The organism is Streptomyces aureocirculatus, assembly GCF_000720475.1.
In the GTDB taxonomy this organism is placed as follows: Bacteria; Actinomycetota; Actinomycetes; order Streptomycetales; family Streptomycetaceae; genus Streptomyces; species Streptomyces aureocirculatus.
In genome coordinates, this window is record NZ_JOAP01000050.1 from 59,246 (window position 1) to 80,264 (window position 21,019).

Annotated in this window: 24 protein-coding genes and 2 pseudogenes; 21 read left to right on the forward strand and 5 right to left on the reverse strand. The window is 68.5% G+C overall.

What is annotated here, in order from left to right; translation table 11 throughout:
* Nucleotides 1-23 precede the first annotated feature (23 nt).
* The 4 genes and pseudogenes from IG78_RS0133985 to IG78_RS0134000 all read left to right on the forward strand — a co-directional run bounded on the left by IG78_RS0133985 (nucleotide 24) and on the right by IG78_RS0134000 (nucleotide 1,701).
* Entirely contained in the window at nucleotides 24-377 is a 354-nt protein-coding gene (locus IG78_RS0133985) for a hypothetical protein (protein ID WP_157855977.1), read from the forward strand.
* A 57-nt stretch (nucleotides 378-434) separates the two neighbouring features.
* Nucleotides 435-1,130: pseudogene (locus tag IG78_RS0133990) on the forward strand (N-acetylmuramoyl-L-alanine amidase); the annotation flags it as partial.
* Nucleotides 1,131-1,175: 45 nt separating this feature from the next.
* On the forward strand, nucleotides 1,176-1,487 hold the full coding sequence (locus tag IG78_RS48590) for a peptidoglycan-binding domain-containing protein (RefSeq protein ID WP_157855978.1): 312 nt from the start codon (nucleotides 1,176-1,178) through the stop codon (nucleotides 1,485-1,487).
* Between the two features lie 4 nt (nucleotides 1,488-1,491).
* On the forward strand, nucleotides 1,492-1,701 hold the full coding sequence (locus tag IG78_RS0134000) for a hypothetical protein (RefSeq protein WP_030570980.1): 210 nt from the start codon (nucleotides 1,492-1,494) through the stop codon (nucleotides 1,699-1,701).
* A gap of 379 nt (nucleotides 1,702-2,080) precedes the next feature.
* On the opposite strand, the gene IG78_RS0134005 is transcribed toward IG78_RS0134000, so the two are convergent.
* A complete protein-coding gene (locus IG78_RS0134005) occupies nucleotides 2,081-2,806 on the reverse strand; it encodes a GAF domain-containing protein (RefSeq protein ID WP_030570983.1) in 726 nt (241 codons plus the stop codon).
* 269 nt (nucleotides 2,807-3,075) lie between these two features.
* On the opposite strand from IG78_RS0134005, the gene IG78_RS44510 reads away from it, so the two are divergent.
* The 10 genes from IG78_RS44510 (at nucleotide 3,076) to IG78_RS0134055 (ending at nucleotide 10,026) form a co-directional block, all read left to right on the forward strand.
* Nucleotides 3,076-3,642, forward strand: coding sequence for a hypothetical protein (locus IG78_RS44510; protein WP_030570986.1), 567 nt, complete (start codon nucleotides 3,076-3,078; stop codon nucleotides 3,640-3,642).
* Between the two features lie 240 nt (nucleotides 3,643-3,882).
* Complete coding sequence (locus IG78_RS0134015) at nucleotides 3,883-4,224, forward strand: hypothetical protein (protein WP_157855979.1); 342 nt, start codon at nucleotides 3,883-3,885, stop codon at nucleotides 4,222-4,224.
* Nucleotides 4,225-4,257: 33 nt separating this feature from the next.
* Entirely contained in the window at nucleotides 4,258-5,358 is a 1,101-nt protein-coding gene (locus tag IG78_RS0134020; RefSeq protein WP_157855980.1) for an AAA family ATPase, read from the forward strand.
* A 97-nt stretch (nucleotides 5,359-5,455) separates the two neighbouring features.
* Nucleotides 5,456-6,601: a hypothetical protein gene (locus tag IG78_RS0134025; RefSeq protein ID WP_030570995.1), complete on the forward strand. Its 1,146-nt coding sequence runs from the start codon at nucleotides 5,456-5,458 to the stop codon at nucleotides 6,599-6,601.
* 86 nt (nucleotides 6,602-6,687) lie between these two features.
* Complete coding sequence (locus IG78_RS44515) at nucleotides 6,688-7,527, forward strand: helix-turn-helix domain-containing protein (RefSeq protein ID WP_030570998.1); 840 nt, start codon at nucleotides 6,688-6,690, stop codon at nucleotides 7,525-7,527.
* Nucleotides 7,528-7,711: 184 nt separating this feature from the next.
* Nucleotides 7,712-8,116 (forward strand): hypothetical protein, encoded by a 405-nt coding sequence (locus tag IG78_RS0134035; RefSeq protein WP_157855981.1) that lies wholly within the window; start codon nucleotides 7,712-7,714, stop codon nucleotides 8,114-8,116.
* Entirely contained in the window at nucleotides 8,113-8,631 is a 519-nt protein-coding gene (locus IG78_RS0134040) for a hypothetical protein (RefSeq protein WP_157855982.1), read from the forward strand. Before IG78_RS0134035 ends, IG78_RS0134040 begins: the two co-directional genes overlap by 4 nt.
* A gap of 28 nt (nucleotides 8,632-8,659) precedes the next feature.
* Nucleotides 8,660-9,115: a hypothetical protein gene (locus IG78_RS43120; RefSeq protein ID WP_037686460.1), complete on the forward strand. Its 456-nt coding sequence runs from the start codon at nucleotides 8,660-8,662 to the stop codon at nucleotides 9,113-9,115.
* A gap of 185 nt (nucleotides 9,116-9,300) precedes the next feature.
* Nucleotides 9,301-9,636, forward strand: a complete 336-nt coding sequence (locus IG78_RS0134050; RefSeq protein WP_030571007.1) for a hypothetical protein — start codon at nucleotides 9,301-9,303, stop codon at nucleotides 9,634-9,636.
* An 81-nt stretch (nucleotides 9,637-9,717) separates the two neighbouring features.
* Complete coding sequence (locus tag IG78_RS0134055; RefSeq protein ID WP_030571010.1) at nucleotides 9,718-10,026, forward strand: hypothetical protein; 309 nt, start codon at nucleotides 9,718-9,720, stop codon at nucleotides 10,024-10,026.
* 381 nt (nucleotides 10,027-10,407) lie between these two features.
* On the opposite strand, the pseudogene IG78_RS52830 reads toward IG78_RS0134055, so the two are convergent.
* The 4 genes and pseudogenes from IG78_RS52830 to IG78_RS0134070 all read right to left on the reverse strand — a co-directional run.
* A pseudogene (locus IG78_RS52830) lies at nucleotides 10,408-10,665 on the reverse strand (IS110 family transposase); the annotation flags it as partial.
* Between the two features lie 183 nt (nucleotides 10,666-10,848).
* Entirely contained in the window at nucleotides 10,849-14,067 is a 3,219-nt protein-coding gene (locus IG78_RS0134060; RefSeq protein ID WP_225882239.1) for a tetratricopeptide repeat protein, read from the reverse strand.
* Complete coding sequence (locus tag IG78_RS0134065) at nucleotides 14,060-14,905, reverse strand: S1 family peptidase (RefSeq protein WP_051853177.1); 846 nt, start codon at nucleotides 14,903-14,905, stop codon at nucleotides 14,060-14,062. Before IG78_RS0134065 ends, IG78_RS0134060 begins: the two co-directional genes overlap by 8 nt.
* Entirely contained in the window at nucleotides 14,902-15,231 is a 330-nt protein-coding gene (locus tag IG78_RS0134070) for a CU044_2847 family protein (protein ID WP_030571020.1), read from the reverse strand. The genes IG78_RS0134065 and IG78_RS0134070 overlap by 4 nt, the downstream gene beginning before the upstream one ends.
* A gap of 233 nt (nucleotides 15,232-15,464) precedes the next feature.
* On the opposite strand from IG78_RS0134070, the gene IG78_RS0134075 reads away from it, so the two are divergent.
* From IG78_RS0134075 to IG78_RS0134105, 7 genes are all read left to right on the forward strand, one after another.
* A complete protein-coding gene (locus IG78_RS0134075) occupies nucleotides 15,465-15,686 on the forward strand; it encodes a hypothetical protein (RefSeq protein WP_078965628.1) in 222 nt (73 codons plus the stop codon).
* A gap of 176 nt (nucleotides 15,687-15,862) precedes the next feature.
* Nucleotides 15,863-16,387: a hypothetical protein gene (locus IG78_RS0134080; protein WP_030571026.1), complete on the forward strand. Its 525-nt coding sequence runs from the start codon at nucleotides 15,863-15,865 to the stop codon at nucleotides 16,385-16,387.
* Nucleotides 16,388-16,409: 22 nt separating this feature from the next.
* Nucleotides 16,410-16,961 carry a hypothetical protein gene (locus IG78_RS0134085; protein WP_157855983.1) on the forward strand — a complete coding sequence of 184 codons (552 nt, stop codon included), beginning with the start codon at nucleotides 16,410-16,412 and terminating at the stop codon, nucleotides 16,959-16,961.
* 88 nt (nucleotides 16,962-17,049) lie between these two features.
* Nucleotides 17,050-18,117 carry an N-6 DNA methylase gene (locus tag IG78_RS44520; protein WP_051853178.1) on the forward strand — a complete coding sequence of 356 codons (1,068 nt, stop codon included), beginning with the start codon at nucleotides 17,050-17,052 and terminating at the stop codon, nucleotides 18,115-18,117.
* Nucleotides 18,118-18,216: 99 nt separating this feature from the next.
* Complete coding sequence (locus tag IG78_RS0134095; RefSeq protein WP_030571034.1) at nucleotides 18,217-18,609, forward strand: hypothetical protein; 393 nt, start codon at nucleotides 18,217-18,219, stop codon at nucleotides 18,607-18,609.
* Between the two features lie 68 nt (nucleotides 18,610-18,677).
* A complete protein-coding gene (locus IG78_RS0134100) occupies nucleotides 18,678-19,301 on the forward strand; it encodes a hypothetical protein (protein WP_030571037.1) in 624 nt (207 codons plus the stop codon).
* A 28-nt stretch (nucleotides 19,302-19,329) separates the two neighbouring features.
* Nucleotides 19,330-21,003, forward strand: a complete 1,674-nt coding sequence (locus tag IG78_RS0134105; RefSeq protein ID WP_051853179.1) for a ParB/RepB/Spo0J family partition protein — start codon at nucleotides 19,330-19,332, stop codon at nucleotides 21,001-21,003.
* The last annotated feature ends 16 nt before the right edge of the window (nucleotides 21,004-21,019 follow it).

Consider the following 21,019-nt stretch of genomic DNA (forward strand, 5'->3'; position numbering starts at 1 on the left):
GCTCAGGAGTGATCGCAGTGTCCATGCCTCCCAGCGCCGAGCCGACGCTCTGGGAGCTGCACCGTGCCGTCTCGCAGCTTCGAGAGGACCTCCGTGGCGACCTCGCACGGCTGGCGGCACGCCTCGATCACGTCGTGACCGAGGACGTCTATCGGGCGGATCAGCGCGGGGTTGAGCAGCGGATCACGCACCTCGAGTCGGGCCTTGGCGCCTTGCGGGTCGAGGTGGATCAGAGCCTGGAACGCACGGAGCAGCAGCGTCGTGAAGATCAGGCGCAGGTGATGGCGACGCGTCGGCTGGTGTTCAGCTCGTTCGTCTCGCCGGTGCTGTTGATGGCCCTCCAGCTGTGGCTCGCCTCTCGAGGTACCGCCTCGTAACAGCCCTGGGCAGCAGGGATTTCAGATGGGGCGCGGGGAGAATAGTGAGCGCCGATCGTGGCGACACCTATCAGTGCCGACCGACTCGTTGCCGCGCTGCGCGCCGAAGGCGTGCGCGTGGTGGAACGGCCGGGGTGGAGAACCCACAACAGGAACCACAAGGGGCCGTTCGGCCCGGTGAACGGCGTGGTCATCCACCACACCGTGACCTCGGGCACCAGCAACACCGTCAACATCGTTGAGCGCGGTTACGCGGGTCTGCCGGGTCCGCTGTGCCACGGCATGATCGCCAAGGACGGCACCGTGCACCTCGTCGGTCACGGCCGCACGAACCATGCCGGCCGCGGAGATGGTGACGTGCTGCGGGCCGTCATCGCCGAGCGCGCGCTTCCCGCTGCGAACGAGGCGGACACCGACGGCAACACGCATTTCTACGGCTTCGAGTGCGAGAACCGCGGTGATGGCACGGACCCGTGGCCGAGGGCGCAGCTTGAGGCGATCGAGCGGGCGGCGGCGGCGCTGTGCCGCGCGCATGGCTGGAGCGCGGCGAGTGTCATCGGCCACAAGGAGTGGCAGCCCGGCAAGGTCGACCCCAAGGGCTTCACCATGAGTTGGCTGCGCGAGCGCGTGGCTGCCCGGCTGAAGTCGAAGCCGTCTAGTGGAGGTTCGAGCAGTGGATCGGCGGGGGGTTCGTCGACCTACGTGGTCAAGAGCGGCGACACGCTGTCCGGTATCGGCAGGAAGCTCGGTGTCCGTTGAGAGCTGCTGGCCCAGGCCAACAAGATCACCAAGCCGTTCGTGATCAAAGCGGGGCAGAAGCTCACTGTTCCGGAAAAGTCGAGCGAGAGCTCCTACTCCCCTCCTCCCTTTCCGGATGGTCTTGCTCCGGGCCGCTCGGCACCGTCTGCGAAGAGTCTTCAGAAGGCGCTGAAGGACACCGGTTGGCTGGACCGGTCGGTACCGCTGTCCGACGTGTACGGGCCCCAGACGCAGAAGGCCGTCGTCGGCTTCAACCGCAAGCACAAGCTGTTCACGTCAGGCCGCCCTCAGGACCCGGCGATTGGCCGCCGGGGCTGGAATCTCCTGCACGAACTCGCCTACGGGAAGTAGAACGTTGATCGACTTCATTCACGCTCACAGCACCCGCCTCTACACCATCGCCTCTGCGGCGCTGGCCCTCGTCGCCTACTTCGTGGACGGTCTGCCGACGGGGCTGATCCTCGCCCTGGTCGCCGCGATCCTGGGTACTGGTGAGGCCGTTCAGCGGGTGGAGGACCGCAAGACAGCCAAGGCTCTCTACCAGGAGCCGCCCACGGTCTCGTAAACGCATGTCAGCGGCATAGCCCCTTCGCTCCGCCTCTTCCCGCATGTTCCTGCGGGGGGAGGCTCGCTGCTTTGACGGTTCCAAGGGAAGGGAGCTGGTGCGCCTCCATCGAGTCACGAGAGGTGGGATATCGCGACCGCAATGTCCTGTTTCCGGGCAGAGGTTCACCAGCTCCTCGGCAGGCGGGCGGGAGCTGTGCTGATGGTGATGGTCGCCGCAGGCATCGTGACCGGACCGACCGCGACGCGACCAAGGAACTGCTGCTCTTTGCGTCACCTCGTCTACCCCGAGATCGCCATCGCCTGGGCCGACTCCGCCTACGCTGAGACAGCCGACGTGCTGGCTTCAGACGCGGGCCGTCGCAAGGTGGGTGAAGCGGCTAGCCAAGTGGGGTGTCGCGGTCTTCCTCCAGGCGTAGCTGTCCGGTGAGGATGTCGCGGGCGATGTCTTCGAGGAGTTGCTGGTGGCTGAAGGCGTGGGCGCGCATGCGGGCCAGGGCTTCGGAGACGGTGACGTTGCTGGCTTCCGCAGCCGCGCCGGCTGCCTGGTGCACGATGGGCGGATAGCCCACGGGGCCCGTCTCCGGAGCTGCTTGTTCCCAGCCGATCAGAGCAGGATGGGCGTCCAGGACCAGCAGCGCGAGGACCCGGGCATATGCCTCAAGCCTGGCCCGGTCCGCTGCGCTGAGCGGGACGGGGGTGGTGCGGTAGATATCCATGGCACCGACCGGGACGTTGTCGCCGACCAGGAGCGGCACGGCCACCACGCTGCGGATGCCGAGTTCATCGGCCGTCCGCAGAAAAACGGGCCACTGCCCAGAGGCGGGCTGCACCTGCGCTTCTACGATCCGCCGTTGCAGGTACGCCTCGGTGCACGGGCCTTCCCCCGCCACGAGCTGCGCGTCCTCCAGCCGGTAGCTGCGCTCATCGGCAGCGTAGGCCACGGTCCTGATGCGGCCCGAAGTGATCAGGCTGACTCCCAGGCCGTCCGCGCTCACATCTGCGCCGCACGCCGTCGCAGCGGACGGCAACGCCACCGGACGCTCGGCGACACTGGCGGTCTCGACGACGCGCTTCCACGCCGCGGTGTTCTGTCGCACATCCATGACGCAGCTCCTATGCCCTGCCTGGAGCGCGGTCAGGCCTTCCGTTCGCTCATCAGTACAAACAAGCGTAGACCTCCATTGGGACCACAGGCAGAAGGCTCCGCTCCGTTCACAGCCCGTAGGGCAGGGCTTTTCGGACATCAGGTGCGCGAGTCAATCGACCACGCGACAGCCCGGCACTCTTCAGAATGAGCCCCTCGGCGATCGGATCTGCGGGCGCTACCACTATTCTGCTCTCTTGGATACATCGTCATAGAGAGGAGGCAGAGGTGGCGAAGCCGCTGCTGTGCGGTCGTAAGGAGATCGGGCGGGTCTACCGCATCAAGCCCGAAGTGGTCAGCAACTCGTGGATTCACCGAGGCGTCCTCTCATACGAGGACGCCGTGATTGTGTCGGGTAAGCCGTTCTGGCCTGGTGGGTTCGTGGAGTCGCTGGCGTTGCCGCCGGGTAGTCGTGGCCGGCAGCTCGACGTCGAGGAGCTGGCCGCACTGGAGGCCGAGCAGAGTGCACGGGTGCGGCCGCGGAAGAAGGAGGAGCTGCCTCCGCTGGTCGGTGCGCAGGAGTACGCCGAGTTGTTCGGGGTGACGCAGATTGCTGTCGGGCAGGCCGCGAAGGCAGGTTCGGGCCGTGTGGCGGAGCCGGACTATGAGCTGTCCGGGTCGAAGGTGTGGCTGCTGGAGTCCGTGCTCGCCCATGCTCCGGTAACGATGGACAAGTCGCGCAAGAAGATCTGGGTGCTTCGGGACGAGGTCGCTGACGCTTTGCGTGAGGGCCGGTATGACGGTCCGGGGTCGTTCTTCTCTCAGCGGGGGAACAAGATGAAACCGGCGGCTTAGGCGTGTCGCGCCAGGCCGCTGACCCCGCGATGGATTGCTCCCCGTCGTGGTTCTCGGTGGGGCCTCGTCGTGCGCGGCACCCATGCGCCGCTTCGCACGAAGAGCTGTTCCGTGGTGGGCCATGGGAGTTGCACCCCCTCATTTTAAGAGTAGAATTTAACTAGAAGGTGTGAGGGGCGCCTGTGCGCTCCGGATACGTATGCCGCAATATAGGTCGCGATGAAAACTATGGAGGGTTGCATGGTCCCCGTTCAGATGGAGCTGTCGATCGCGCCTCTGCGTCACCCCGACCCGGGGGACGCAGGGGCGAGCATCCAGGATCGTTTCGAGGCGTTCCACCAGCTCAATCCCTGGATCCTGGTGCAACTGGAGTCACTGACCGCCGACTGCGCCAAGCGCGGGCTCCGGCGCATCGGTATCGGGATGCTCTTCGAGGTCCTCCGCTGGCAGTACGGGCGCGCGACGAGCGGCGAGCCGTTCAAGCTGAACAACGACTTCCGATCCCGCTACGTCCGGCTACTGGTCCAGCGGCATCCCGATTGGGCGGCCCTGTTCGAAACCCGGGAACTCCGCACGCCTTGAAATAGGTCCCGATACAAGAACTTGGAGATGCGCGTGAACCGCCCGATACCGAAGCTGCGGACCCGTAAGCCTACCGGCGTGATCCCCTGGCCGATCGTCTTGATCGAAGGCGAGGAGAAGAGTGGGAAGAGCCATCAGGCAGCGGAGTTCACCGGCTGCGAGCAGACCGGCCAGGCGTACTGGCTGGAGCTCGGCGAGGACACCGCCGACGAGTACGCGAACGTGCCCGGTGCGGACTATCTGCTGATCGAGCACAACGGCACCTACCGCGACATCCTCGGCCAGATCGAGGCCGTGCACGCGGAGGCGACCCGCGCGGCTGTCGCGAAGGAGAAGCCGGTCGTCCTGGTCATCGACTCGGGTTCGATGCTGTGGCGGATGCTCGTGGACTGGACCAACGAGCGGGCCAGGCGCTCGCGGACGGGCCAGAACGCCCTCAGGCAGGACCCGGACGCCGAGGTCAAGCCGTCCATGAACCTCTGGAACGACGCGGCCGAACGGTGGCAGCGGGTGATGTACCTGGTGCGGACCATGCCCGGCATCGTGGTCCTTCTGGCCCGCGGCAAGGAGGTCGCGGCGGTCGACGGAAACGGCGATCCGATCCCGCGCACGAAGGACTGGCGGGTGGAGGCGCACAAGTCTTTGGCCTTCGATGCGACGGTGTGGGTGCGTATGCGCCGCGAGGAGCCGCCGCAGATCATCGGTGCGCGCTCGTTGAAGTTCCAGGTGCCGCGCGGCGGCCAGCCGAAGCCGATGCCGGACTTCTCCATCGAAAAGCTCGTGTTCGGCCTGATGGGCTGCTCGATCCACAACCAGCCCAAGCCCACCCCGGAGCTGACGGGCGACCTCGCGCAGGCGTGGATGCCGAAGGTGCGCGAGGCCGCCGCGCAGGGCGTGGAGCATCTGAAGAAGCTGTGGCGGCAGGTCGAGGCCGATGACGGTTTGGACCGCGACGAGGTGCTGGTGGTACGCGCGGCGATCGAGCGTGCGGCCACGGAGCTGAAGAACCCCAGGAAGCTCAGCGATCCCACCAGCGATGACGTGTCCCGTCTACGGGCTGCTGCCAGCGAGCAGCAGGACCAGGACGCCGAGGGCACGTCCGCTGAGGAGCCCGGCGTCGAGTTCGCCGCCTGACCACGCTCCACTCCCCTCTTCTCTTTCTCTTTCCCCTGCGCTGCCGGGGCCCGCCACGTGACGGGCCGGGCCCCGGCGCGCCCTCTTGGAGACTGCTGTGACCGCCACAACGACCAGCACACCCGCGCCCCTGTCGATCTGGGATGCCGCACGAGCCGCTGACGCTCGGCGTCCGCGCTCGGTACAGACTCAGCTCGGGGCGTCGGACACCATCTGCGCACGCCGCGCCGGATACCTCCTGGCCGGCGCGGAGCGGACGAACCCCGGGGACAAACGGGCCGCCATCCTCGGCACGTACATCCACCAAGGGCTGCTCGAAGACGCGCGTCGCGAGTACGGGTGGCTGGTGGAGCGCACCGTCACTGACGCGACGCTGCGCGGGCACGTCGATGTCGTACAGCTCGACGCGGCGACGGCCGCTCGGCTGCCGAAGCGCCACCGGCCTATGCGCCCCGCGGATGTGGTGACCGTGGAGGACGTGAAGACCAAGTCCTCCCGCGTCTGGGACCGCGTCGTCCGCTACGGGCCGACTGCTGCCGAGATGCGCCAGATCCTGCTGTACGCCGACTTGTTGCGCACGGTCGGCTTCGCCGACGTGCCCGGCCAGCGGTACCTGCACCGTCTGGGCCCGGTGGATGTTCAGCGCATCCGGTTCAGGTTCGTGTGCCGTGACACGGGCGAGGAGCACATGCAGGAGTTCGCCTTCGACGAGTGGCTGGCCACGGAAGCACGCTGGTGGGTGGACCGGGTTCTGGAAGCCGATTCGCCGGAGGAGTTGCGCCGCGATCACGAGGGCCCGGGTCTGTCCGTGATCTGCGACAACTGCCCGTTCGTGCAGGCTTGCTGGGCTGGCGCCGCGCCCGGGCGGCCCGCGCAGACGATCCTCGTTCACGATGACGAGGACCGGGCCCGTGCCCTTGCCGACTACGTGCGGGCTCACGAGCGGTTCAGGGAGGCGAAGCGGGTCAAGGAGCTCGCGCGGGCGATGCTCGATGACTCCCCCGAAGGCAACTACGGCGAGAACCACCTGGGCTGGAGCGGCGGCAACGACAAGGAGGAGACGGACGTCGCCGCGATGGTCGAGGAGTTCGAGAACGCCGATCTGACCGTGCCGATGGTTCCGGACACCGACGCCATGGTGGCGATCCTCCGCCGTGCCGGGATGGTCGTTCCCCGCCGCAAGGCGGCTGGTCAGAAGACCGCGCGCACCATCAAGGTCACGCGGGCCCGTACGCGGTCCTGACGGCTCCTTGGCGGGCCTGCGAGGCCGGGCCCGCCTTCCCCTTCATCACCGCTCTGCTGCTTGTACTGCCCCTGGAGGCATGCTCCGTGACCATCCTGCGCCGCCATCTCAGCTCCGGTTACACCGTGCTGCCGACGGCCACCCTGGAAGATTCCCGCCTGTCGTTCCGGGCGCGCGGGATTCTCGCGTTCCTGGTCGCGAAGCCGGACGACTGGCAGGTACGCGCCGAGTCCATCGCCAAGATGGGCAAGGAGGGCCGGGATGCGGTGCAGGCCGCGTTGCGGGAGCTGCGCAACTGCGGCTATTACCGGGTGATCACAGAGCGGTTGAGCGACGGAAGACTGATCCGGATCACGGAGGTGTACGACACTGCGCAGGACTGGGCGGCCGAAGAGTACGCCCGCCAGGTGGTCCGTCGGGTCGAGCGCAGGCTGAAGGCCGAAGCCGAGCAGTCTCCACAGGCCGTGGAGGATGAAGGCGCCGAGACCGAGGACGGGTTTTCAGGCGTCGGTTCACCAGGCGTCGGTGAACCCGCCGCCGGTTCTTCAGGCTTTCTAGTTAGTAACCACACCAATTACCCACAGCAGAACCCCCCTCCCCCCGCAGCTGCCGCTCCAGGGGCGCCCGCAGCGGTATCCGGTTCGTCAGGCCGTGAGGGCAGCGGCTGTGCGGCTCACGCCGATCAGCCTGGCCGTCGCTGTCGCGCCTGCGGCACGAGTCCGCGCAAGCAGCGTGAGGCGCAGCAACAGGCAGAGAAGGAGAAGGTCAAGGCCTCTCGGCGTGAGGCCAATGAGCGGGTGCTGAAGTCGGTGCGGCGTCAGCCGGACGCGCAGGGTTTGTCCGCTGTGGCTCGCCAGAGGCTGGAGGAGATTCGGCAGGCGCAGGCCCGGGAGAAGGCGGACCGAAATCCCGACACGCCGATATAGGTCGCGCTCTTTGGCCTCACTGCTTACCGGAGAGCAAGCCGACAGTGCGGCGATAGAGTAGAATTTATGCGAGACGGAGGCTGCTGGGAGCCGAGTTAGCCCACCGACCCGCCCTCTTCGAATTGACAGACCGGTGCCGCTGCGATTTCTAATAGGTCGCGATACTCATTTAGATCGGATGCTCATGCTGGACACTGCCTCGATGGCCGCCGCCGCGCGCGCTGCGTACGGCCCGGAGGAGCTGGAGGCGCTCGCTGCCTACAGCGATCTATGCGCGGCCCTCGAATCCTGCGGGCTGCACCCCTACATCGAGACCCGCGGGGGTCTGGCGGTCTGCGCCTACACCGCGGACGGTTCGCTGATCGTCGTAGCGGGACAGGACGCCCTGCCGCTACGGCGGCAGTCCCTCAAGGGCTGGCACATCACCCACGTCCCCGAGGACTCACCTAGCCCGCCTTGGCGGTGCGCCGTCCACGACACGGTCCCGCAGGACCCGGCCAGCGAACCGCCCGGCAGTCTCGCCCTCGACAAGGCCACTGAGGCCGTCACCGCCCATCTCGCCTCCTGCCGGGCCGGGGCAGCGGCATGAGACTTTCCGACGACGACCGGCAGATGGCCGTCCGGGACTTCTTCATGCCGGTGCAGCTCCTGGAATTCACCGACCTACCCGACAGCGCGTCCCGCAGCGCATGGGGCAGACACGAGTTCAGCCGCCGTGGCGGTAGCTCAACCGTTCGCCGCCTGGAGGGTGAGCCGGATGCCGGGGCACTGGCCAGGTGGACGCCTGCGCCGGGCGGGTTCCGGTACGAACTCGACACCAGCAGAGGTGTCCGCGCGGACACCCTCACCTGGCCTGAGGTACGGGAGGCCATCGAGTCGCGCATGACGGCCGTCCGCTACGGAGCTCTACGCGAAGCGGTCGCACGGCAGGCGGAACACGAAAAGGCTTACATGCCCTGCCCGGGCCCGTACGCCGATGCCGCCATCTGGGACCGGGAGTACTACCGCAGGTGGTCGCGCCAGAGCTCAGCTCTCCAGCTTCGGGCCGCCGCCGCTCTGGACGCGATCTTGCCCGCCGCCGTCGCGCACCCGCCCCTCTTCTGAACCGCCCTCCATCAGGAAGCAAGCCCTCGTGATCACCTCTACATCGTCCACGGCATGGACCGAGCACGCCCCGTGCGCAGGCGTTGACGGTTACCTCCCCGAGGAGTCGTTGCTTCGTAAGCCACGGCAACTTCTCGAAGCGTGCGAGCCCTTGATGGAGGGCTGCGCTGCCTGCCCCTTCATCGTGCGCTGCTATGACCGCGTTCGCCCAGCGGCCAACCACTTCGACGGGGTGTGCGCGGCGCGGCTTTGGGTGAACGGCAAGGTGGCGGCGAGCGCCGAGGGGGTGGAGCCGTTGCCGAAGCTCCCGACCCAGGCCGGGACGTGCGGGACGAGCAGTGGGGTGAAGGGCCATCGGCGGCTCGGTGAACCGCTGTGCGGTGAGTGCCGGGTGACGGCCCAGCGGGCCGACGTGCGCCGTGCGGGCGCGGCCAGCATCCGTAAGCGCGCATCGCGCGGCAAGGCTCTCGCGTCAGCGGCGTGAGCCGCCACCGGCGTGACCCACCGTCCCGTGCTGGCGCTGGAGGGCGGCGATATCGCGGCGCCAGGACCGGCGCGCACACACGCCTCGCGGCAGGTGACGTGCTTTGACACCCCCTCCTTGGATAGTAGAATTTACTTAGAGCGGTGAGGGAAACGAACCGCCTGACCACCGAAGGAAGAAGCCCCATGCACGCACCACTGCCGGACCCGCTCGCCGTGCTCCAGGTCGCCACGCAACACCGGATCACCGAGGAGCAGGCAGCGACCGCCATCGAGTGGGCAGCACACCTGACGGTGCACGCATGGGGCACCTACGCCGGACTGCTCGGCATTGAGGAGCGCGACGGCCGCGCCATGGAGGCCTGGTTCCACTCCCTCCCGTCTGCCACAAGGGCCGCCGTGCTCGACGACGCGGTCACCGCGGTAGTCGACGCCGACAACGCACTCGCCGATATCTACCAGCAAAAAGACCGCCAAACCCGTGTCATACGTACTAACCGGCCCCGCGTACACATCCGCTGACACGAAACTCCCCCGGCCCGCCTCACATCGAGGCGGGCCGCGCCATGCCCACAGCCCGAACTCCACGAAAAGGAACGCCTGATGGGCGCGATCGACTTTTACACCCCGGCTACCGGCCCCGACCTCACCACGGCCTTCAACGCCGCCCGCAGCCACCACCGGTGGGAGTACGGGCACTCCGGGTTCACCGGCACCGTCGCGGAAAAGGACACCGTGGTGCTGATCGACGAACCCCGGCGCAGCGAACAGGAAGCAACCGCGCGCGCCGAGCAGCTCGTTCACGCCGACGACCCGCGGATCTCCTGCAAATGGGGCCCCGCCGGAGCATTGCCGATCACCACCGACTCCGGCGAGAGGGGGTGGCTGCTCTTCGGTACGGCCCCTCACTGACTCCAGCGGCCCACAGCGCCGGGCCGAAACGCTGCCCGGCCTGCGTGGTCAGCCATCCCGAGCAGTGACACCGACGCCCCCGAAACCCGCACGACCTGGTGGACCTCCTCCACCGCCCCCGACGAAACGGACAACGATGAGCGACAACACACCCGAGGGCCCCGTCGACCGCCAGTCGAGGAGGCAATCGCCCTCCACACCCTCATCAGCTCCGGCCTGGTCCTCTGCACGGTCCGCCGAGAAGGCCAAAGCCAGCCTGGGACTGAGCGTCCTGTGGGCCTACGTCTCCCCAGAAGTGTGACGCGACGTGCGGCTGCGCACCGCGTGGGAAGCCCACGGGGCAGATGTAGGCAGGCCGGAGGCGCCCGCGCCGCGGTGAGCCGTGGGTGGCGTGAGCTCGTAGCACCGCCTGTCGCGCAGGAGGGCCCAGAGAACGTTGACGCCGCGGCGGGCGAGCGCGAGAACGGCCTGGCCTAGGCGTTTACCCTCGGCTCGTTTGTGGTCGTAGAACCGACACGATCCCTCGCACGTGCAGTTGCTGAACAGCGCGGAGGTGTAGAAGACGCGCTGAAGTCCGTGGCTGGATCGCTGGGGACGCCGCAGGTTGCCGGAGTCACGCGGGACCGGGACAACCACCGCGCCCTGGAACGTGGTGGTCGCATCTTTCGAGGCACGGCCTAAAGGGTGTTGCACAACGGCGATCACGTTCGGATCCGGCCACCAACCACGAGGCCAACTGCCCGTTTCTGTACCCGTTTTCGCTGGTCTGGTTGGCACCGCTAAACGGTCGCGAAAGATCGTTCGGTCGTTGTGCAACACGCTTTACATACGGTCGAGCGACCGGCGGGGCGCGGGGATGTTCCGCGCGCGGAACGCCGACTTTGTCATCCGCTGGTGTTCCTGGGCGAACTCCGGGTCGGCGTCGTACGCGGCGTTTCCGCGGATCGGCGTGGGCAGTGGGCGTTCTTCGCTCCGGCCGAAGGCGATGGGGTCCCGCAACTGGACGTCGACTTCGGGACCTTCGCTCTCTCCCGCGGGGAACACCGGGCCGCCGATGGGATCGGTGGCCCGCCACAGATTGCGCCAGCTGTGCACGTCTCGGTGCAAGGCCCGGAGCTCCCGCTGCCCGAAGAATGCCGGGAACAGTCGTCCGTAGAGGCGCTCCAGAGGTGACCCGTAGGTGAGCAGCTGCACTCGGCGGCGTACGGACGGGGGGAGCTGCCAAATGGCGGCGACCGCGAGCACGCTGCCCTGGGAGTGGGCCGACACCAGGATCCGGCCGCCCGTCGTCCGGCACCACGTCGACATCCGCCACGTGAGATCGGGGACGGCCCGCTCCGAGTAGCTGAGCCGCGCGAACGGATGGGCGGCGCAGGGCCAAAAGGTGCCCAGGTCCCACACGATGCCTAGGAGGCCGCGGGGTGTGGGCGCACGGGAGGCCCGGCGGCCGGAGTTTAGGAAGACGACGACTCCAAGGGCGACCAGCCAGGACCCGATCCCCTTCAGCGCCTGGCCCAGCTCACCCAGGAGCTTCGGCAGTCCCGTCCCGGAGTGGCCCGGCGGGGCGTCCGTGACGAAGGCCCCCGTCAGGGTGGCCGCGCTCAACAACAGGAAGGCCGCGGCGACGGCGCTCAGCATCGTGGGGATCGAGTCGGAGATACGGGCGCGCGCGCGGGCGGCGGCGATCCGGCGCGCGCGCAGCGTGTCGTAGGGGTCGCGCGGATAGTCGGCCTGTGTGAAAGCGCGCAACCGTCGTGCGGTTCCGAGGAGTTGGATATGCGTCGCGCCGACGAGAGCCAACAGCACGACGAGCAGCACGGGGATGGCGGACACTTGCCAGGTCATCGCGGGAGGGGGCCCGGCGATGGCGCCGCCTGCCGTGCCGGGCTCGTCGTAGTTGCCGAGCCAGTCCGCAAGCCCCTGCACGGCACCGGCCGCCATCATGTTGTAGAGCGAGAAGGCGAGCGTCACGACGGTCGCCGGGGCGAGGCCCCGCAACAGGATGCGGGGGCCGGGGGTCCACCGGTACAACACCGTCCCGACCACGGCGAGCACCACCACCATCGCGCCTTGCACCAACAGCAGTCCACTGTGGATGAGTTCCGTACTCGGTAGCGGTCCCGCCGACCGCCACCCGGGGCGGGACCACATGGCGTACAGGAGGCAGAGCACGACGAGCGCGACCGAGCCGGTGGAGACGGATCGGGTGAACGTCCGGTCCAGCCGGCGGTCGATGCGCCTCTCGGAGCGGCCCCGACGACAGACCCCCCACAACGCCGCGGTCATGGCGAGGAAGGCGATGAGCACGCTCAGCAGCCAGCCGCACACGACCAGGGCGACCGGTCCGCCGGCTTGCCGGTCGTAGCTGCTCGGCGCCGCGACGAGCAGCACGGCAACGGTGCACAGCCCGGCGGCGGTGTGCGTCGAGTTGAGCCGGGCCAGGAGGCGTCTGCCGTACCAGAATCCTGGCGTCGACAGGGCAGGCCGGGGCTCCTCTTCCTCCTCTGGGTCGCTCCGATGGGGCAGTAGGTCTTGAGAGTCGTACGCATTCCATGTCTGCCGGGACAGCCGCCACAGCAGGCCGATGAACGCGCACGGCAGCAGCGATCCCACAGCGAGACGGCGGCCCGGCTGACCCCACCAGCCGGACTCCGCCGAGAGGAAACCCAGCCAGAAGCTCTGGTCGCGCGCGCATGCGGGCCGGCCCGCGCACTGCCAGGCGACGAGGTCCATGGAGAGTGCGCACGCGGCCGTCACCACCATGACGGTCAGGCTGAGCGCCGCGAGCCTGACCAGCACGGAGTGCAGTCTGATGGTGCGCCGGTGGCCACGGGCGGGTGGGCGCATCCAGTGGGCGAGGTTCACGAGCATGAAGGGGAGCAGCAGGAACCACAGCGCCCGACCGGGCCGTCCCGGCGCGAGCGGCCCCCAGCTGTAGGTCTCGGGCACGGTGCGCCCCTGATAGTCCTGCGGCCGCGACTCCGCGTCCGCGTCGGCGGCCCTGCGGTGCAGCGCCGCGATCTCGTCGCCGGCGATCTGTACGATGCGCGGGTCGGCGAGTGTCCGCTCGGGCGTGGCGCCTTCGATGCCGTGGACGAGGAGTTCGAGGACGAGATCGAAACTCGCGTGACGCTCCGGGGCCGAAGGACGTGGCGCGGTGGCCAGGGCTGAGCGGGCCCGGGCCGAGCGGGCGCGGCCCGTGGTCTCCTGCATGCGGGCGAGGGCCTTGCGCACCGCTTTGGCCTGCGGATGCCGAAGCCCCAGCGTGGTCGACGCCCGCTGGGCCGCCACCGCAAGGACGTCGATGAGCCGTTCCATGCCGGTTACATCGCCGTCCAGCACGGCGATTTCGTGCCGGGCCGAGGCCATCAGGACCAGAGCCTCAAGGGACCGGGGATGATCGTCCCCCAGCCGGTCCATCTGCTGGAGGCACAGCTCTTCGAGGCCGTGGGCCAGTTGCCGGACGCGGTCGTCGTCCTCTGCGCGGCCCGCGGACAGGAAGAGAACGGAGGTGGTGCGCAGGAGCGCGTCGAGGCGGGGCCCGGACTCCGGCAGCGAGCGGCCCAGTTTGTTCCCCTGCCGGGCGTGCGACTCAGCGGCCCACCACCTGCCCTGCTCGGCGGCGCACAGGGAGAGGTTCATATGGGTGTGGGCCTTCTCGACCGGGGTGTCCGCGGCGTCCAGCGCCGACTCCAGCGCAGTCAGAGCGGCGTCGAGGCGGGCGCCTCCCTCGTCGATGAGGGCCGCGGCGAGCCGGTTGTGCACCACGCACCGGTATCGCCGCTCGACGCGTAACGCGTCGATCCACTCCGCAGCCACGTCCAGCGCCGCGGCGAGCTCTGCGGCCATGTCCAGCTCGCGCAACAGCGTGACCAGATAGGCAAATCCCTGCGCGTCGTCGGGGGTTGAGAGAAGCATCTGATCGTCGGCGAGCGTCGTGAGGCGGGCGCGCAGCGCGTCCAGCGATCCGGGCTCGCCCCGCACCGCCCACTCGGCGTCGCCGATCCGCTGTGCCCACCCCGGAGTGGTGCGCTCAGTCACCCGAAGCCCCGTCCAGCCACTGGGCGTCCAGCGCACGAGACGCCCGCTCACGGCTCCGCGCGGCTTCCTCCGGCGTGATAAGACCGTCCTCGAGCAACTGCCGGACCTTCTTCAAGTACCCGTCGACGTCCACGGTCGGCGGGTCCGGGCGCGGCTCGGCCGAGGGTCTCGAGCCGGGCACGAGCATGGGCTTCCCGGCCGCGACCTCGCGCAGATGACCGATGTCAAAGTGCGGGAACCGCTGGGCCGCGTGCTGCACGGACGCCGCGAACACCACGTTCGTGTCCCGGGAGCCGTCCGCGCGGCTGAGCTCCTGTTCCATGAGGATGCCAACGACGGGCCGCTCGCCCGGTTCCGCGCCAGCGGGCACGGCGTGCACCGGGCTGCCGGAGTAGCCCGCGAAGTCGTGCACAAGCTGGTCAACGGTCATCTGCAGCCCCGTGAACTCGCCGTGCGCGTCGCTGCGATGAATGATCGGCGCGTGGGTGACCCGCCCGCTCAGCGCGGTCTTCGTATCCGGCGGCCGGTAGGTGCCGAGCCATGCCACGTCCGGCCGCGGACGGTCGGTGGGCGGGGCGAGCGGGAGGTCGTACGCGTGGGCCCCGAGGACCGCGACGAGCGCGAGGTCCGACTCCTCAATCCAGTCGCACAGTCTTCCCGGGACTCGCTGCCCACCCGGGAGGTGCAGCTCCAGGCGCACGTCGTCGCCGGAGGCCCCCGACACGACATGCAGCGCGGTCAGGACGAAGCCCCGCGTGAGCAGGAACCCGGCACCCAGGTGGGACTCACCCTCTTGGATCCGCACCCAGTACGCGTCCGCGTACGACTCCGCATTCACGGCGCACCGTCGGCCCGTTCGACCGTGAGTGTCACCTCGAGAGACGCCTCCGCCGAGGCCTTCGACAGGATGACGCCCGCCTCGGCGGCGAGCGTCAGGCCGAAGGTGACCTGCACGCTACTCACCGACCAGCCGTGCCGTTCGGGCACCTGGGCCAGAGAGTCCTGGGCGAGGACCGTCGCCTGCTGGATGGCCTCCCGCACCTCGCCGGCCCGCTCGACGAGCGGAGCCGAGCGGCGCGTCCTGTTGCTGATCTGACGCGAGCCGTGACCATCGGTCTCGACCGTCTCGATCCGTACGAGCGAAGGAGCATCCTGGTCAGCCATGGCCGCTCCCCCGTCGAGTCGTCCCCGTTGCGGGCCAGCGTAGACCTGAAGGCCGGAGGATGGAGGGGAAACGAGAGGGTCCTTTAACGAACCATCGACCGGGCCGCGTCCTTGACGCCCTTCCAAGCTGGTGGTGCTGACCGCGAGTTGGATACTCCTGTGCAACAACGAAACTCCTGGTAGACGGGTTCCCAACCAAGATCACCCGTGTCCGTCGGGAGCTTCGCGCGCTTGTGTACCCGTCCTCGATCGATCTGCCCCGTCACACCTCGCGGCTCCTCGCCAGACAACTGATATCCGCGCGTCAGGAGATCGGGACGCGGAGGTGGCGCCCCTCTTCCGCGGCACGGAAGGCCCTGCTCACCCTGGCCCACCTGCGGCGCAGCAACGCCTCTGCCCAGCTCGCTGCCGGATTCGGCATCGAGATCGCGACCACCTACCGCCACATCGACTGAATTCTCTCTCAGTGCCAGCATTCGCCCCTCCACGCCCAACCTCCACCTGCAACTCCTTCGAGCCGAGGATGCGCAGTTGCCCCACCGCCGACAAAGAGTAGAATTTAGCTATCAAGTGAGGGTGACACCGCCCCCTCACTCATTTCCTCAGCCCGACACGAACGGCACACATCCGCATGAGCATTACCACCGCCAACCCCGGCGCTAGCGGCATCGGCAGCTACCTCAGCGGCCTCCAACCCACACCCCGCAACCTCACCTCCGCCGCCCTCGCCCTGGCACGCATCTATGAACTGGGCTGGGTGCCGCTTGGCGGCTACTGCGGGAGCGACGTGCTGTGGCACGTGCACTGCCTGGTCTGCAACGACTGGAGCGGCCCGCGCTTCTACAGCCATCTGCGACGGAACCGGCCCGCCTTCCGCCATCCCGGGTGCATCGCCAAGAGCGAGCACCCTGCCGCCCTGACCAAGCTCGCCCTGCGCGCACGCACCACATGCTCGTGCCAGATCACCCACCCCACCACCGAGGACGACGTCGCCGCGACGCTCGCCGCGATAGCCGAGGCCCAGATCCAGCAGGACACGGACCGGATGCTCGCCCAGATCGACCGGTTCCTGGGCGCTTGCCCCGCAACCGGTGCTCGCGCCCGTGCCGTGACCGCCCACCTCCTGACGGTGGAGAACACCCGGAAGAAGGTCTGACATGGCGGGCTGGATGCGTGGGATGTGGCGAATCACCCTGTGGCACCCCGACCGGGACGACGGAACGTGCGTGTACCTGGTGCCGCACTGGCAGGCACGCACCGAAGTGGCCGCACGCTCCGTGGCCCTGGCGCGGCACGCCGACCGGGCCGCGGTGATGAACGAACCCGCCCACGCCTTGCAGATGACGGTCGGCGAGGTCGCGTTCACCCCGGCCGTGCGCTCTCAGGCACGGGCGGCAGCGTGGGTGGCCCTCGTCCAACACGACGCGATCACCGAGCGCGGATGGGCACGCAGTCCGCTCGATCGCCAGCACGTCGAGCGCGACGAGGAGTGGCAGCAGGAAGTGCACGCCGCCCATCACCGATACCGCGAGCGGATCATCGGCTTCGGGGACTCCATCAGAGGAGTCATGGCCTCCGTCGCCGGGACCGACGCGGCCTGGGACCTGGAGCCCTACCGGGACGGATTCGGCCGCATCCGCTGGGACGACGTCCGCGCCGACATCCACAAAGCGGCACTCACCCACATCTGGCATACGCCCTTCGGCGTCGTCTGGATCGACCTCGGCTAGCCCCGCCCCCCTCCCGCCTCCACGGCCCGCCCGCACCCCGGGCGGGCCGTCGCACACCCACACCCCCTCACCGAAAAGGACTCCCGCCGTGCCCCAGCAGCTCGACCTCTTCGCAGACCTGGCCTCTGACCCCGCGCCGGTGCCGGCCGCCTTCGCCGCGCAGCCGAAGCCGCAGGCTGCGAAACAGGCGCCGCGTCCGAAGACGGTTCCCGCCATTACCCCCTCACCGCAACAGCCCCGGCGCTCGGGCGGCCCGCGTCCGGTCCGTGAACCGCACCGGCGTGCACTGGAGATAGGTGAAGCTGTCGCAGCACGCTGGCACAACCTGCACGGTGGGGCCGTCCTTGAGGTGCCCATCGGCGTAGTCGCCGCTCTGTGCCTCATACGGCAGAAGGACCCCCAGGGGCCCGACCTCAAGGAGCAGATCCTCAACCAGGACGGCCCTCACCTGATCCGTATGCTCCGCGAGATCTGGTCGACGCACTGGCTGCACCGGCCCGACCTGATCGACCGCGCTCGCATTCTGCACGAGTGGCTCAACGACGACGTCGACCGGCACCGTGAGCACGCGGTACGCGCGATCACCGAGGCAGCTTTGAAGCGGGGCCTGTTGGATCTGACCGGACACGAGGACCCGTATCTGCGTTCCGCCACCGATGTGCTCTCACCGGTGATGACGTGCATGCGCTCCCACGGCGCCCGGAAAGGCCTTGGCGAGTACCACACCCCTGCCCCGCTCGCGGAAGCTCTCGGCGAGATGGTCGTCCAGCAGAACCTGGTCGACCTCAAGCTCGACCTCCTTCCCCCGAAGAAGGGGATGCACCTTCACGATCCCTGCGCTGGCAGCGGAGGTCTGCTGCGGGCGGCTGCCCAGCACATCCGTGAACGCGGGGCGGACCCGAAAGACTTCCAGTGGTCGATGGTGGACATCGATCCGATCGCGGCCGCCTGTGCCGCTGTGAACTCGATCGTCTGGGAGCTCGGGCCCCGGGTGACCGTCGCGTGTGCCGATTCGCTGGCGAACCCGAGGGCCGTCGAGGACGCGATGAAGGAGGCTCAGGCCGTTTTCGAGCATCGCGACGAGGTGTTCGGCAAGGCCAGCGTCATCGCGGGCACCAGGAAGATGCAGCGCCTGCTGGAGTCTGTCGCCGCATAACCCCCCTCTGAGCTGGGAAAACGGAGTTAACCCACTCCTCATGGAGAGTAGTATTTAGTTATCGGTTGGGGAGAGAGCACCCAAGGAGACAGGTCCCGCATGACCGAAACCACCCGCGCCCTGCGCATCGACCTGGACGGCAAGGCCACCGACCTGGACCTCGGTGCGACCCTCCACCAGCAGAAGAAGATTCTGGCTCGGGCGGTACGCGACTCGCTGGAAGTCGTCACCCGCATCAGGCAGCCGGACGGCACGACGGTCGTCGCTCTGGCCGGGGAGCACCGGCAGGGCAAGCACCCCAACTTCTATGCCTCACTCGCAGTTGACGACCTGGGCGGCGGTCTCGGCCACAGCCTGCAAGGCCCTGTCGTCTTCGCTCAGGTGACGGACGACGGCGAACTGACCGCGCTCCTCGACGCCCCCGTGTCCGCCATCAAAGCCCTCTGCCCCGCACGCCCCGACGGCATCTCCGTCTTCATTCACCTCCCCTGAAACACCCCCGCGGGGCGGCGCGACCAGCCGCCCCGCACGCACCCCCCGGTAGAGAGGACACCCACCCCATGAGCACGGCCCCCGCCCAGCAGCACACCGCACCCGAGCACGACGACACACAGGAGCCGCCCACTCTCTCCCCGGCCGACCTGCACCGGCTTTCCGACGCCATGGCCACAGAACTCGGCCCCTGGGAGCCCGTAGCCGACCAAGGCGACTGCCTTCACCTCGCCGGCCCCGACCAGCGCGCGATCGGCCTGCGCCTACTGTTCCGCGGTCGCGCCCTTCAGACGTTCGCCATCGGCGGCACCCCGCCCGACACCGCGTCCGAAGACGGCGCGCTGCCGCTGGCGCAAGGCGTGCGCTACAGCACCGGCGTCACCTTCACCTGCAACGAGACACCACTGGAGGCAGCTCTCCACGCCGTCCGCACCGTACTGCTCCCCGCCTTCGAGGGGCACCGCCCCCTCCTCACCTCTCGCGGCAGTCGCCCGGCCCAGCCCCCCGTGCCGAGCACGGTCGACACCTCGGCGCCGACCGAGGCCGTACCGCCGCCACAGGCCCCCAAGGCCCGCACGCGCAAGAGCACCGTGAAGCCGAAGGCGGAGCCCAAGCCCTGTACGCGCAAGGCGGCGTCCAAGCCGAAGGAGACCAAGCCTCGCCACACCAGCTCGAAGACCACCGCCAGCTGACTCCCGCCCGGATGCGAGAAGGAGCACCATGACCGTCACCGATACCACCCAGCCCACCGCCAACACCCCCGTCGGCGTGGAGGGGTTCGCCGGAACGTTCACCTGGGTCGACCCGCGCACCCTCGTGATCGACCCCTACAACCACCGCAAGTCGCCCACCTCCGCCACCAGCACCACAGATGCCGACGCCGAGCACGAGGACACCGCCGAGGAGCCCGCGCCGGGGGAGCCGGATACGACCGAACCGGATGCCCATCTGATCGCTTCCGTCGAAGAGGTCGGCGTGCAGACGCCGCTGCTGCTGCGCCCGCAGGAGGACGGCGAGACGCTGGGTGTCATCTTCGGGCAACGCCGCTGCAAGGCGGCCGTCCTCGCCGCGGAGAAGGCGATAGCCAAAGGCCGCCCCTACCGCAAGGTCCCGGTGATCATTCGCACCGACCTGACAGGGGTGGACGATGACGCGCTGACGCTCAGCCTCATCGAGAACAAGCACCGTACGGCCGCCACCGCACGCGATGAGCTTGCAGCGGTCCGGCAGCTCTCGCTCATGAAGATCAGCAAGACCCGCAAGACGAAGCACGCCCGCACCCTGGGGCTGAGCCCCAAGCAGGTCAAGGCGGCAGAGACCGCCGACAAACTGGGCGACAACCTGCTGAAGCGGGCCCTGAACTACGACTTCGACTTCCTGGAAATGGCCGACCTCCACGAGGTCCAGGACCTCGACTACGCCCTGTCCTGGCTGCGCGCCGCGAAACAGCGGGACATCGAGGAAGGCAGCGGCCAGCGCGGCCACTGGGCGCACGAAATGCAGGAGCTGCGCGAGCGCCTGGCCGACCAGGCGGCACGCAACACGGTCATGGAGGACCTCGCCGAAGCCGGCATCCCCCTCCATTCCCCAACCTGGGATTGGACGGTCACCTCCTCCCGCCCGCTCACCCACCTGGTGACGGCAGACGGCGCCCCCCTGGATGCCAAGGAACACGCTTCCTGTCCCGGCCACGCCGCCTTCCTCGACCGCACCGAGCCGGTGGCGGTCTGGCTCTGCCAGGACTGGCAGAAGTGCGGGCACCAGCTCGCTCCTCACGCTCCGAAGGACACGCGGGAACACAGGAGCCGGGAGGAGGAATTGCAGGCCCGGCGCACAGTCATCGCCAACAACAAGGCCTGGCGGGCAGCGAGGCCGGTGCGGCACGAGTTCCTGGCCTCCCTGTGCACGCGCAAGGGCAACGCCTCCACGGCGGCATGGTCGCTCATCCTGTCGACGCTGACCGGCACGACGTACATGTTCGAGCACTTCATCGGCACCCACGACACCTCGCTGACGAGCACGTTTCTGCGGGTGCCGGACCCGAACGCCGAGCGGAGCGGGAAGTGGAATCGGGTCAGCGATCCTTTCACCGACCTGATCGCGGTGACCCCGGCGTCACGGCGCTGGCAGATCCTGCTCGCACTCACCTGCGCGGCGTACGAGCAGCAGGCCATGGGAGACAGTGCGTGGCGCGGCGTCCCCAGCCCTGCGACCACTCGGTGGCTGGCGTTCTTGAAGTCGGAGGGATACACGCTGTCCGACATTGAAGCGCAGACCCTCGCGGCGGGCGAAGAGCGGGCGAAGGCAGAGCTTGAAGCGGAGGGTGGCGAGCCGCAGGCACATGCCGTCGAGGAGGACGAATCACCGCAGGCGACTGAACTGATAGCAGCCTGACCCCACCTCTGACCTG

Bases quoted from the DNA above. Each gene is read 5' to 3' on its own strand.
- IG78_RS0133985 (WP_157855977.1), top strand. From the start codon at position 24: ATGCCTCCCAGCGCCGAGCCGACGCTCTGGGAGCTGCACCGTGCCGTC.
- IG78_RS0134005 (WP_030570983.1), bottom strand. From the start codon at position 2,806: ATGGATGTGCGACAGAACACCGCGGCGTGGAAGCGCGTCGTCGAGACC.
- IG78_RS0134015 (WP_157855979.1), top strand. From the start codon at position 3,883: ATGGTCCCCGTTCAGATGGAGCTGTCGATCGCGCCTCTGCGTCACCCC.
- IG78_RS0134035 (WP_157855981.1), top strand. From the start codon at position 7,712: ATGCTGGACACTGCCTCGATGGCCGCCGCCGCGCGCGCTGCGTACGGC.
- IG78_RS0134040 (WP_157855982.1), top strand. From the start codon at position 8,113: ATGAGACTTTCCGACGACGACCGGCAGATGGCCGTCCGGGACTTCTTC.
- IG78_RS0134050 (WP_030571007.1), top strand. From the start codon at position 9,301: ATGCACGCACCACTGCCGGACCCGCTCGCCGTGCTCCAGGTCGCCACG.
- IG78_RS0134055 (WP_030571010.1), top strand. From the start codon at position 9,718: ATGGGCGCGATCGACTTTTACACCCCGGCTACCGGCCCCGACCTCACC.
- IG78_RS0134070 (WP_030571020.1), bottom strand. From the start codon at position 15,231: ATGGCTGACCAGGATGCTCCTTCGCTCGTACGGATCGAGACGGTCGAG.
- IG78_RS0134080 (WP_030571026.1), top strand. From the start codon at position 15,863: ATGAGCATTACCACCGCCAACCCCGGCGCTAGCGGCATCGGCAGCTAC.
- IG78_RS0134085 (WP_157855983.1), top strand. From the start codon at position 16,410: ATGTGGCGAATCACCCTGTGGCACCCCGACCGGGACGACGGAACGTGC.
- IG78_RS0134095 (WP_030571034.1), top strand. From the start codon at position 18,217: ATGACCGAAACCACCCGCGCCCTGCGCATCGACCTGGACGGCAAGGCC.
- IG78_RS0134100 (WP_030571037.1), top strand. From the start codon at position 18,678: ATGAGCACGGCCCCCGCCCAGCAGCACACCGCACCCGAGCACGACGAC.
- IG78_RS0134105 (WP_051853179.1), top strand. From the start codon at position 19,330: ATGACCGTCACCGATACCACCCAGCCCACCGCCAACACCCCCGTCGGC.